An 11,652-nucleotide genomic window follows, 5' to 3' on the forward strand; every position below is an offset into this window, starting at 1 on the left:
CCTATCGGTTATTCTGTTTTTTAAAGAGCGGTGCAGGTCGCTGCGTTTCGTTTCCGTCGCTGCGTTGTCTGCTGAGGAGGCGAACTATACCGCCCCGCCCCACCCTCGTCAACACTTTGTGTGAAGAAAAGTGCAGATTTTGCTGAAATCCCGGCCCGCTGCGCGCTAAGTCACTGAGCAGCAATGATTTATGAAATACGGGCTTCATGACTGTTTTGCTGCGGACGCACAGTGGATGGTGTACCGGTGCTCACCTGGGTACTGAAAAAGGTGGCTGGCGGACGCAAAAGTTGGTCTCGACGCTGGCTCAGGCAGCAAAAAGCCCGGCGGGGCCGGGCTTGTTAGCTTCTATATATGATAGGTGATATGACGTGCACTCAACGCTGCTTCAGCTTGGCAAATGCCGCAGCCATCGCCGACTCACCCGCAGGCTGCTGCGCGCGCGAAGGTGACTGCCGGCCACGTTGATCGCCAGCACGACCGGCTTCCGGGCGCGCACCGCGACTGACTGTGCCGACTTCATCGCTCAGGCGCATGGTAAGGGCGATGCGCTTGCGCGCCACGTCCACTTCCAGCACCTTGACCTTGACCACGTCACCGGCCTTCACCACCTTGCGCGGGTCGTCGATGAATTTGCTGGACAGCGCGGAGATGTGCACCAGGCCATCCTGATGTACGCCGATATCAACAAAGGCACCAAAGTTGGCGACATTGGTGACCACACCTTCCAACACCATGCCGGGTTGCAGATGCTTGATGTCCTCGACACCGTCCTGGAAAGTGGCGGTCTTGAACTCCGGTCGCGGGTCGCGTCCCGGCTTGTCCAGTTCCTTCAGGATGTCCATGACGGTGGGCAGGCCGAAGCGCTCATCCGTGTAGTCCGCCGCCTTGACTGATTTGAGCGCCACCGAATCCCCCAGCAGGGACTTCACCTCGCGCCCCAGCCTGGCGACGATTTTTTCTACCACCGGGTAAGCTTCCGGGTGCACCGAGGAAGCATCCAGCGGATTGTCGCCGCCGCTGATGCGCAGGAAGCCAGCAGCCTGCTCGAAGGTCTTTTCGCCCAGCCGCGGGACTTTCAACAGCTGCTTGCGGTTTTTGAAGGCACCATTCTGGTCACGATAGGCCACAATATTGGCTGCCAGCGTACTGTTCAGGCCAGAGATGCGGGTCAGCAGCGGGACGGAGGCGGTATTCACATCCACCCCGACGGCATTCACGCAATCTTCCACCACCGCATCCAGTGCGCGCGCCAATTGGCTTTGGTTGACGTCGTGCTGATACTGGCCCACGCCGATGGATTTCGGGTCGATCTTCACCAGTTCGGCCAGCGGGTCTTGCAGGCGGCGGGCAATGGAGACGGCACCGCGCAGGCTGACGTCCATGTCCGGGAATTCCTTGGCCGCCAGCTCGGAAGCCGAATACACTGATGCGCCTGCCTCGGACACCACGATTTTGGTCATACCCAATTGCGGGTAGGCCTTGATCAGGTCTTGTGCCAGCTTGTCGGTTTCGCGGCTGGCCGTGCCATTGCCAATGGCAATCAGGTCAACATGATGACGGGTACACAGTGCGCCCAGAATGGCGATGGATTTGTCCCATTCACGGCGTGGTTCGTGCGGGTAGATGGCGGTGGTGTCCAGCACCTTGCCGGTACCATCCACCACGGCCACCTTGACGCCGGTACGCAGACCAGGATCCAGGCCCAGCGTGGCACGTTGCCCGGCCGGCGCCGCCAGCAACAGATCGTGCAGATTGTCGGCGAACACCTTGATGGCTTCGCCATCGGCGGCGTCCTTCAGCCGGCCCATCAGCTCCAGCTCCAGCGACAGGAAAATCTTGGCGCGCCAGCACAGGCGCACACCATCCAGCAGCCATTTGTCGGCGGCACGACCCTTGTCCTGCACGCCAAAGCGCTGCCCGATCAGTAATTCATAGCTGGAACGCTCGGTAATCGGCGTTTCGTCCGGCTGGTATTTGAGCGCAATGCTGAGCACGCCTTCGTTGCGACCGCGCAGCAGCGCCAGCGCACGATGCGAGGGGGTGGAGCGCAGCGGCTCGCGATGGTCGAAGTAGTCGGCAAACTTGGCGCCCTCCTGCTCCTTGCCTGCCACTACGCTGGCGGCCAGTTCGGCCTCATTCCACAGCTTTTCACGCAGGCGTCCCAGCAGCTCGCCATCTTCGGCAAATTGTTCAATCAGGATGGCACGCGCACCATCCAGTGCGGCCTTGGCATCGCCGACTCCTGCCTCGACATTGAGATAAGTGAGTGCCAGTGTTTCCGGGGATTGCGAAGGGTCGGCCAGCAGACTGTCGGCCAATGGCTGCAAGCCGGCTTCGCGGGCGATTTGCGCCTTGGTGCGGCGTTTGGGCTTGTAGGGAAGATACAGGTCTTCCAGCGCGGTCTTGTTGTCGGCAGCGTAGAGCGCAGCCGTCAGCTCGGGGGTGAGCTTGTCCTGCTCGCGGATGCTGGCGAGGATGCTGTCGCGGCGATCATCCAGCTCGCGCAGATAGACCAGTCGCTCGGCCAGGGTGCGCAGCTGGGTATCATCCAGCCCGCCGGTGACTTCCTTGCGGTAACGGGCAATAAAAGGAACGGTGGCACCACCGTCGATCAGTTCGATAGTGGCCGCCACCTGGTTTTCGCGAACGGCAAGTTCAGTGGCCAGACGACTGGCAATGCTTTTCAACATCGGTTTTTATTCTTTCTTGCTGAACAAAAACCGCTACTGTACCGGCATTCGCCCCAAAATCAAGCGGCAACCGGCCTGGCCAGCCAGGCCTGCGCCTCTTCCACGGTATCGAAGTATTCGAGATGGTTGTGCGACAGCAAGCCGGCAATATGCGCAGCCAGTTTGATCCATACATCGCTCACCACCAGCGCAATGCGGCCGAAGTCTTTTTCATGTGCACGCACAAACTTCACTTCTTCCACTGCCATGTCCAGGGTGAAATCGATCAGCTCGGTCAGATCCAGCAGCACATCCGGCTTGCCTTGCTCCGCCACGCGCTTGACCAGGGCATCCTCGAACAGCTTGAAATCCGCCAGCGAGAATTCATTGAACAGCGCCACATCCAGACCATAATCCTGTTCGCGGATAGAAATCATGCTGTATCTCCTAAAGTGTGAGTCCTGCCTGTTATTGTTGATGCCACGCCAATAGCCGCAGCGCGATCATGATTGTATTCTAGCCCCGCGCGGTCAAGATTCTGCTGACAACCATCAAGCTTGCGCATGATTTCGGCATGCATCAGCGTACGGCCGCCAGCAAGCCGGCCCCCACGATCATGCCCATGCCCATCAGTGCATCCGGCCCCAGCGCATCTCCCCACAGCAATACGCCTAACAAGGCAGAGAACACCACGGTAAGGTAGGCGAAACTGGCCACCAGGTATTTGCGGCCTTCCTTGTAAGCCATGGTCATCGCCAGCTGCCCCAGCATGCCGCACACCCCTACGCCCAGCAGCGCCGCCACATTATCCGGACGAATCGGTGAGAATCCAGGCCCCAGGACCAGCCAGATGGCGCCAAACAGGCTGGCAATGGCAAAAAACCAGAACACCACGCGCCAGGATGGTTCGCCCATCTGCCCCAGTTCCCGCACCTGGAACACAGCAAAACCGGCAGATACGCCAGATAACAGGCCCACCACGCCAGCCAGCCATTGAGCCGAACTGAAAGTAGGCCGCAGCAACAGCACAATACCTAGAAACCCCAGTCCCAGCGCCAGCGCCGCCGGGCGCGACAGCTTGTCCTTGAGCTTGACCACGCAGATCAGCGAGAAAAACAGCGAGGAGGTGTAGTTGAGGGTCACCGCCGTGGATAGCGGCAGATGAGTCAGCGCGTAAAACAGCGCCGACATCGACAGATAACCGACAAAGCTGCGCTTGATATGGCCCAGCCAATGCGGGGTGGCCAAGGACAAGCCGCGCAGGCGGATGCCGAAACCAAGAATGAGCGTGCCGATCAGCGTGCGCCAGAATAGCAGTTCGATGGAGTTGAAATGCTGGGCACCAGCCTTGACGAATACTCCCATCAAGGCAAAGAAGACGGCGGCAATCACCATCCAGCCGGCACCCAGCTGGCCGCGCCGCAGCCGCAGCAACAGTTCAGCCGGCATCAGCAGCTCCGGCGGCAGATTGGACAAGATGGCAGGACATCATGGTTTGTGCAGGAAAGTGGCCGACAGGCAGATTGTTTCCAGCTGCCGGCGGTAGGTTTTGAATTCGGATGCATTGGCAGCACAGCGGGCCACCAACAGGCGCTTGCCTGGCGTCGGCAGAAACACCTGCAGATTGTGCCGCACAATCCACAAGCGGCCAGAGACAAAGCTGCCCTCGCGGTATTCGGTGACCAGCCGGCCGCTATGCGGATTCAGCCGGGTATAGACAGCCGCTTCGCGGTCCGCCTCGGCCTGGCGGAAGCGGCGCTGCAGCCGCTCGGGCGCATCCGCCTTGCCGGCCTTGCGCTCTTGCAGGGTCACTTCGATGGCGGCGCGTTCGCGCTGGTCGGCCTTGGGCGGCACCACCTTGATCACGCGCACGCCCTCCTGCACCACGCTGCGGACTTTCCAGCCGGCAGGCAGAGTGAAGCTGATCTTGCTGGCCGGATCGACAAAAGCGGCCGCCAGCAACGGGCCGGCCAGCAGGCTCAGCCCGGAGAAGAGAATGTATTTTTGCCAGTGCATTGTCATCAAGACAAAGAAAAAGGCGCGGAAACCCGCGCCTTTGCCATTCTGCACTGAAATACCCGGCTTAGCCAGCCATGGCATCGCCCATCATGCGGCGGTAGAACTCGTGGAAGTGTTGCATGCCTTCCTCGGTGGGGTATTGGTACGGCCCCACTTCGCTCTCGCCACGCAGCCACAGCGCCCGACGGCCCTGGTGCATGCGATAGCAGATTTCGTCGTCTTCCTTGGCGGTTTCGAAGTAAGCGGCCTGCTCGGCTTCGACGAATTCCGGTTCGAAATACACCACATCTTCCGGGTAGTAGAACTCGGTGATGACGGTGCATTTTTCCGGACCGCGCGGGATGACCACGCTGACCACCAGCACATGCGGGTACCACTCCACCATGATGTTGGGGTAGTAGGTCAGCCAGATGGCACCAAACTCCGGTTGCTGGTCGGCAAAGCGGCGGCGCACTTCCTCGTGCCACTTGCCGTAGACGCGCGAACCGGAGCGGGCCAGCTGGTTTTTCACACCAACCGTCTGCACATGGTATTGCGCGCCCCACTCCCATTTCAGTTCCGCGCAATCAACAAAATTGCCCAGGCCCGGATGGAAGGGATCGACGTGGTAATCCTCGGAATAGACTTCAATAAAGGTTTTCCAGTTGAAGTCGTATTCGGTGGTTTGCGTCGAATGGAAAGCGAACTCGGAGAAATCCAGATGCTTGGCCACACCCAGCTGCGCCAGATCGGCAGCAATGTCGCGGCCGGCATCAAACAGCAGGCCGTTCCAGCGTGTCAGCTGCGTCTGATTCAGATTGAGACAGGGTGTTTGCGGGAAATGCGGCGCGCCCAGCAGCTTGCCTTCGGCGTCGTAAGTCCAGCCATGCAGATTGCACACCATGTGGTTGCCATTGCCGCGCCCCTGATAGATCAGGGCCTGACGGTGCCGGCAGACGTTGGAAATCAGCTTGATTTCACCGCCCACATTCTTGAGCATCTTGCCATGGCCCAGCCAGTCGAGCGTGTGATAGTCCCCGTCATTGGGCACCATCAGCTCATGGCCGTAATACAGCGGAGCATTGGCAAACAGTTGTTTTTGCTCCAGCTCGTAGTGAGCGGGATCAAAATAAGTATAGATAGGCAGCTGAGCAGCAGACGCCTGTAGCATCTGCGAAGAAGCCAGATCAGACATTATTCCCACACCTCCGTGGTAGAAGATATAAGACCAGCCGAATCTCGCTAAACGAGTTTACGGAACCATCAAAACAATGAATTAAAACAAAGGCCAAGCCTGTGCTTTGCGAGGGCGGGATTATGCCCCGCCCCGCGAGGGGGGGCAAGCAATTTTTGCCACGGAAAAGCGGGGACAGACTGAAACATTGCCGCTACAAAATGGCATTTTGCAAAATTCAGGACATTTTCATCCAGCGCTGCCATAGGAATCATTGCTTTAGCTCAAATTGTGCGAAGCAACATTAGCAGCTGATGATCGATATGCTATACTGCGCGGGCGAATCCACCGCCACTTGTGACAGGCCGCCAGGCCAGCGCGCAAGGCCAAGCTGGCAAGCACCACGCCGGTCCGCGCTGCAATATGCCCACCTGCATGGCCTGACACGCCGCCAAGGCTTGTCACTACAGCAATGCAGGCGCTTGCTGCGCTGCGCAAGCGAGGAAAACCCCGCATTGCCGCCAGCGTGCCAGCAGCGGATAATCGCCGCCCGGTTAACACCGACCAAAGGAAAGAGAAGAGGAGCCCGTCAACTGCTCCGCACCGTCATCTTGCTGCCACAGTCATAATCCTAATATGGCCGACATGCCGGCTGGCGACAGTTATTTTCCCAACGGACCCCTTTTTAGCCATTTACTACTTCCAGCGCCTATGAAATCAAGCATTCTCGTTATCAACTGCGGCAGTTCCTCGCTGAAATTTGCCCTGATCGACACCGCCAGCAAACAAGCCATCCTGACTGGCCTCGCCGAAAAACTGGGCCTGGAACAAGCCCAGATCAGCTTCAAGCATGCCGGCCAGAAAGATAGCCAGCCGCTGAGCGAAGCCAACCACGCCGCCGCCATGCACGCCATCATCGAACGTCTGCGCGTGCTGGACTTGCTGGATAGCGTCAAGGCGGTAGGCCATCGCGTGGTGCATGGTGGCGAGCACTTCAAGGCTTCCGCAGTCATCGACGACACCGTCATCGCCGAAATCGAGAAATGCGCCAAACTGGCCCCGCTGCATAACCCGGCGCATCTGCTGGGCATCCGCACCGCCATGCAGCAATTCCCCGGCCTGACTCAGGTTGCGGTATTCGACACCGCCTTCCATCAGAGCATGCCGCAGCAGGCTTATCTGTATGCCGTGCCCATGCAGCTGTACCGCGAGCATGGCGTGCGTCGCTATGGCTTCCACGGCACCAGCTACCGCTTTGTCACCGGCGAAGCCGCCAGCCTGCTGGGCAAGCCGCTGGAAGACACCGCCTTTGTCTGCGCCCACCTGGGCAATGGCGCCTCTGCCGCCGCCATCAAGGGTGGCAAGAGCGTGGACACCACCATGGGCCTGACCCCGCTGGAAGGCCTGGTGATGGGTACCCGCTCCGGCGACATCGATCCGGGCATCTTTGGCTATCTGGCCTCCGAGCTGGGCCTGGATGTCAACGGCGTGACCGATCTGCTGAACAAGAAATCCGGCCTGCTGGGCCTGTCCGAACAATCCAGCGACTGCCGCGAACTGGAAGACGCCGCCATGGCCGGCAAGCCGGAAGCCATCCTGGCTCTGGACATCTTCAGCTACCGCCTGGCCAAGCATATTGCCGCGCTGACCGTGGCCCTGGGCCGGCTGGATGGCGTGCTGTTCACCGGTGGCATTGGCGAAAACTCGTCCTACCTGCGCGCCCGCGTCATCAAGCAGCTGGGTTTCCTGGGCCTCAAGCTGGACGAAGCCGCCAACGAACAATGCGTTCGCGGCAAGGCTGGCCGCATCACCACCGCCGACTCCGTGCCGGCCCTGGTGATCAATACCGACGAAGAACTGATGATTGCCCTCGACACCGCCCGGCTGGCCGGCCTGTCGGTCTGAGGCTGCGCTAAGGAAAGAGTCCAAGCATGCATACTTTTTTTCTGGCCCCGACCGGCTTTGATGCCGGGCTGACCTCGGTGGCACTGGGCATGATTCGCGCGCTGGAGCAATCCGGCCTGCGCGTGGGGTTTGTCAAACCCATTGCCCAGGGTGCCGACAGCAGCTCGCCGGAACGCTCCACCCACTTTGCCCGCGCCATCTGCCACCTGAATCCGCCGGAGCCGCTGCCGATGGAGCGGGTGGAACACCTGCTGGCGCAGGGCGAAATCGACCAATTGATGGAAGAAGTGGTGTCGCTCTACCAGCAGGCATCGCACAATGTCGACCTGATGATTGTGGAGGGCCTGGTCCCCGACCAGAAGCAGGTGTTCTCCACCTTCCTCAATACCAAGATCGCCCGTAACCTGCAGGCGCAAACCATTCTGGTCACCGCCGCCGACAAGCTGGCCAGCCACGAAATCGCCGAGCAGCTGGAACTGAGCCTGCAGGCTTTCGGCGCCCAGCCCGGCCATGTCGCCGGCTACATCCTGAATCGCCTGCCCAAGGAACAAAAAGCCCAGCAGCTGGCGATGGAAATCCTGGAAGCGGGCAACCTGCTGCAGAAAAACCGCCTGACCATGATAGGCGCCATTCCCAGCGAGCCGGAGCTGCTGGCCCCGCGCACACTGGACGTGGCCCATTATCTGCAGGCGCGCGTGCTGCACGCCGGCCAGATCAGCCGCCGCCGCGTGCGCAGCATGGCGGTAACCGCCCGCACCGTGCCCAATGTGGTGCATCTGCTGAAACCCGGCGCGCTGATCGTCACCGCCGGTGATCGCGAAGACATCGTGCTGGGCACCTCCATGGCCGCCATGAACGGCGTGCCGCTGGCCGGCCTGCTGCTGACCTGCGACTCGCTGCCCGACCCGCGCATCCAGCAACTGTGCCACCAGGCCTTCACCAGCGGCCTGCCGGTGATGACCACCACGCACAACACCTTTGAAACCGCCAGCTTCCTCAGCAATATGAGCCGCCAGGTACCGGCGGACGATCTGGAACGGATGGAGCGGGTGATCGACTTCGTGGCCGAGCATCTGGACGCCGACAAGCTCAAGCGCAATGTCGGCGCGCCGCGCGAACACCGCATGCCGCCGCCGGCCTTCCGCTATCAGCTGATGGAAAAGGCCCGCCGTGCCGGCAAGCGCATCGTGTTGCCAGAAGGCAATGAGCCGCGTACCGTCAAGGCCGCCGCCATCTGTCAGGAAAAGGGCATTGCCCATTGCGTGCTGATTGGCAACCGCGCCGAGATCGAACAGATTGCCGAAGCCCAGGGCGTCACCCTGCCCGCTTCGATTGAAATCCTCGATCCCAACGAAGTACGCGGCAACTACATCCAGCCCATGGTGGAACTGCGCAAGGGCAAGGGCCTGAACGCACCGATGGCCGAGCAACAGCTGGAAGACAATGTGGTACTGGGCACCATGATGCTGGCCCTGGGCGAAGTGGACGGCCTGGTCTCCGGCGCGGTACACACCACCGCCAACACCATCCGCCCTGCCCTGCAGCTGATCAAGACCGCCCCGGAAGCCAAGCTGGTTTCCAGCGTGTTCTTCATGCTGATGCCGGAACAGGTGCTGGTCTACGGCGACTGTGCGGTCAACCCGGACCCGACCGCGGAAGACCTGGCCGACATCGCCATCCAGTCGGCCGACTCCGCCGCGGCCTTTGGCATTCCGCCGCGCGTGGCGATGATTTCCTACTCCACCGGCAGCTCCGGCAGCGGCTCGGACGTGGAAAAAGTGCGCGAAGCCACCCGCATCGCCAAGGAAAAGCGCCCGGAACTGGAAATCGACGGGCCGATGCAATACGACGCCGCCAGCGTGGAGTCGGTAGGCCGTCAAAAGGCCCCGGACAGCACGGTGGCTGGCCGCGCCACCGTGTTTGTGTTCCCGGACCTCAACACCGGCAACACCACCTACAAGGCAGTACAGCGCTCGGCTGGCGTAGTCAGTGTGGGCCCCATGCTGCAGGGCCTGCGCAAACCGGTGAACGACCTGTCGCGCGGCGCACTGGTGGATGACATCGTCTACACCATCGCCCTGACCGCCATTCAGGCGGACAAGCGCTAAGACCACTCCGGCAGCATCAGCCACCACAAAAGCCCGCCCTCACCGGCGGGCTTTTTTGCGTCCTGCGCCATTGCCGCAACAAGTGGCAATGATCTCAACCGCCTGTTTCAAAACGACTTTGCAAGGCGAATCAAGCAAATTCCTTCTGCCAGCAGCCACAACATGACATCAAACAAGCGGCATTCCAGACCGGATATTGCCGCATTCAAACGGATGTTTTACATTATGACTCGCACTGTTTTAAAAAACAGGCAAATAAAACAAAAGAATACTTACAAATCAAGCTCTACGAGGGAGGACTCACCACATGGCTGCCACCACCATTACCGATTGGTTTATTCCGGAAGACATCCGCCAATCACCCGAACTGGCCATCCCGGCCCGCACCACCGTCGGCGTCGGCCTGCTGGCCGGCGGCATCGCGCCCTTGTTTTCCGTCGAGTATTTCATGCTGGGCCACAGCGCCATGGGCACGGGCATTGCCCTGGGCGGACTGGGCCTGCTGCTGGGCACCCTGCTGCTCAGGCTGACGGGTGCCGTACGCTTTTGTGCCGAATTCATCACCAGCTGCATGTTCGTCATGGTGTGCTGGATGGTGTATGTCAACGGCGGCATCATGTCCACCAGCGTGGTGTGGTTTGCCTCCATCCCGTTTACCGCCATCTTTGTCTCCACCCGCCGCTCGGGCTGGACCTGGATGGCCCTGACCATTCTGGCCATCGCCGTGTTTTACCTGCTGTCCAGCGACCCCGGCGCGCTGCCGACCGTGCCCATCGCCCGCGAGGAGATTCCCAAACTGCAGGCCAAGTCGCTGATCGGCCTGACCATTGTGGTGCTGACGCTGGCCATGGCCTTTGACAAGGCCAAGGTAAAAAGCCTGGAACGGCTGGAGCGGGCGCGGGCCGAATCCGAGCATGCCAGCCGTGCCATGCGCGAGATGATGGAACAGGTGGCGCGTTCGATTCAGGCCGCCTCCAGCGCCAGCCGCGACATTGCCGACAGCACCGGGCTGATGGCGCAGACCATGGCCGAGCAGCGCAGCCGCGCCGAAGACATGATGGTGGTGGCACAGCAGATGGCAGTGGTCACCGGCCAGAACGCCGCCCAATCCAGCAGCGCCACCCGGCTGGCTGCCACCGCCGGCCAGGCCGCCAATAGTGGCGGCGAGGTGATGGACCAGGCCGTTCGCCAGCTGGGTCGGGCCGGCGAGGTGATTTCGCACGCGGCCAGCAAGCTGGAAGACCTGGGCCAGCGCAGTGCCGAGGTCAATGGCATTGTGCAGCTGATCCGTGACATTGCCGACCAGACCAATCTGCTGGCGCTTAATGCCGCCATCGAAGCCGCCCGTGCCGGTGAAATGGGCCGTGGCTTCGCCGTGGTGGCGGATGAGGTACGCAAGCTGGCCGAACGCACCCAGAACGCCACGCTGGATATCGGCAACAAGATCAAGCTGATCGTGGACGGCACCAATCAGGCCATCGTCGCCATGCGCGACGGCAACGACCAGATGCAGGCTGGCCGCAACAATGCGCTGGAAGCCCAGCAGAACCTGCAGGGCATCATCCAGGAAACCCGCCAGCTGGCCGGCCTGCTCGAACAGGTGGCGCAGGCAGAAAACAGCCAGAATCACGGCTTTGCCCAATTTGCCGGCGACATTACCGCCGTGGGCGAATCCACTCGCTCGCTATCCACCGAAACCCGCTCCATCGCCGACGCCATCAAGCGGCTGGACCAGCTGCTGGACGAGCTGGGCCGCTCCTCGCAGGCCCAGTACGCCGGCTAGCCGCCAGCGAAC

8 protein-coding genes are annotated in these 11,652 nt (G+C 60.9%); 3 read left to right on the top strand and 5 right to left on the bottom strand.

Going from position 1 to position 11,652, the window contains the following annotated elements; translation table 11 throughout:
• Positions 1 to 377: 377 nt before the first annotated feature.
• From DFR38_RS08665 to DFR38_RS08685, 5 genes are all read right to left on the bottom strand, one after another.
• Entirely contained in the window at positions 378 to 2,693 is a 2,316-nt protein-coding gene (locus tag DFR38_RS08665; protein ID WP_059286785.1) for a Tex family protein, read from the bottom strand.
• Between the two features lie 59 nt (positions 2,694 to 2,752).
• Positions 2,753 to 3,109 carry a SpoIIAA family protein gene (locus DFR38_RS08670; protein ID WP_059286786.1) on the bottom strand — a complete coding sequence of 119 codons (357 nt, stop codon included), beginning with the start codon at positions 3,107 to 3,109 and terminating at the stop codon, positions 2,753 to 2,755.
• A 142-nt stretch (positions 3,110 to 3,251) separates the two neighbouring features.
• The gene (locus tag DFR38_RS08675) at positions 3,252 to 4,121 is read right to left on the bottom strand and encodes a DMT family transporter (protein ID WP_059286792.1); all 870 of its coding nucleotides are present in this window, start codon (positions 4,119 to 4,121) and stop codon (positions 3,252 to 3,254) included.
• A gap of 39 nt (positions 4,122 to 4,160) precedes the next feature.
• Positions 4,161 to 4,688: a hypothetical protein gene (locus tag DFR38_RS08680; RefSeq protein ID WP_244909893.1), complete on the bottom strand. Its 528-nt coding sequence runs from the start codon at positions 4,686 to 4,688 to the stop codon at positions 4,161 to 4,163.
• 67 nt (positions 4,689 to 4,755) lie between these two features.
• Positions 4,756 to 5,865, bottom strand: coding sequence for an aromatic ring-hydroxylating oxygenase subunit alpha (locus DFR38_RS08685; RefSeq protein ID WP_059286787.1), 1,110 nt, complete (start codon positions 5,863 to 5,865; stop codon positions 4,756 to 4,758).
• A 690-nt stretch (positions 5,866 to 6,555) separates the two neighbouring features.
• Between DFR38_RS08685 and DFR38_RS08690 the strand changes: the two genes are divergently transcribed.
• From DFR38_RS08690 to DFR38_RS21710, 3 genes are all read left to right on the top strand, one after another.
• Positions 6,556 to 7,749, top strand: a complete 1,194-nt coding sequence (locus DFR38_RS08690; protein WP_059286788.1) for an acetate/propionate family kinase — start codon at positions 6,556 to 6,558, stop codon at positions 7,747 to 7,749.
• Between the two features lie 26 nt (positions 7,750 to 7,775).
• Positions 7,776 to 9,857 carry a phosphate acetyltransferase gene (gene pta, locus DFR38_RS08695; RefSeq protein WP_059286789.1) on the top strand — a complete coding sequence of 694 codons (2,082 nt, stop codon included), beginning with the start codon at positions 7,776 to 7,778 and terminating at the stop codon, positions 9,855 to 9,857.
• A 307-nt stretch (positions 9,858 to 10,164) separates the two neighbouring features.
• A complete protein-coding gene (locus DFR38_RS21710; RefSeq protein WP_059286790.1) occupies positions 10,165 to 11,640 on the top strand; it encodes a methyl-accepting chemotaxis protein in 1,476 nt (491 codons plus the stop codon).
• Positions 11,641 to 11,652 lie beyond the last annotated feature (12 nt).

The organism is Aquitalea magnusonii (assembly GCF_003202035.1).
Classification (GTDB): Bacteria; Pseudomonadota; Gammaproteobacteria; order Burkholderiales; family Chromobacteriaceae; genus Aquitalea; species Aquitalea magnusonii.

What these genes read in the sequence shown, in the direction of transcription:
- DFR38_RS08665 (WP_059286785.1), bottom strand. Translation starts at nt 2,693, where the DNA reads ATGTTGAAAAGCATTGCCAGTCGTCTGGCCACTGAACTTGCCGTTCGC.
- DFR38_RS08670 (WP_059286786.1), bottom strand. Translation starts at nt 3,109, where the DNA reads ATGATTTCTATCCGCGAACAGGATTATGGTCTGGATGTGGCGCTGTTC.
- DFR38_RS08675 (WP_059286792.1), bottom strand. Translation starts at nt 4,121, where the DNA reads ATGCCGGCTGAACTGTTGCTGCGGCTGCGGCGCGGCCAGCTGGGTGCC.
- DFR38_RS08680 (WP_244909893.1), bottom strand. Translation starts at nt 4,688, where the DNA reads ATGCACTGGCAAAAATACATTCTCTTCTCCGGGCTGAGCCTGCTGGCC.
- DFR38_RS08685 (WP_059286787.1), bottom strand. Translation starts at nt 5,865, where the DNA reads ATGTCTGATCTGGCTTCTTCGCAGATGCTACAGGCGTCTGCTGCTCAG.
- DFR38_RS08690 (WP_059286788.1), top strand. Translation starts at nt 6,556, where the DNA reads ATGAAATCAAGCATTCTCGTTATCAACTGCGGCAGTTCCTCGCTGAAA.
- pta (WP_059286789.1), top strand. Translation starts at nt 7,776, where the DNA reads ATGCATACTTTTTTTCTGGCCCCGACCGGCTTTGATGCCGGGCTGACC.
- DFR38_RS21710 (WP_059286790.1), top strand. Translation starts at nt 10,165, where the DNA reads ATGGCTGCCACCACCATTACCGATTGGTTTATTCCGGAAGACATCCGC.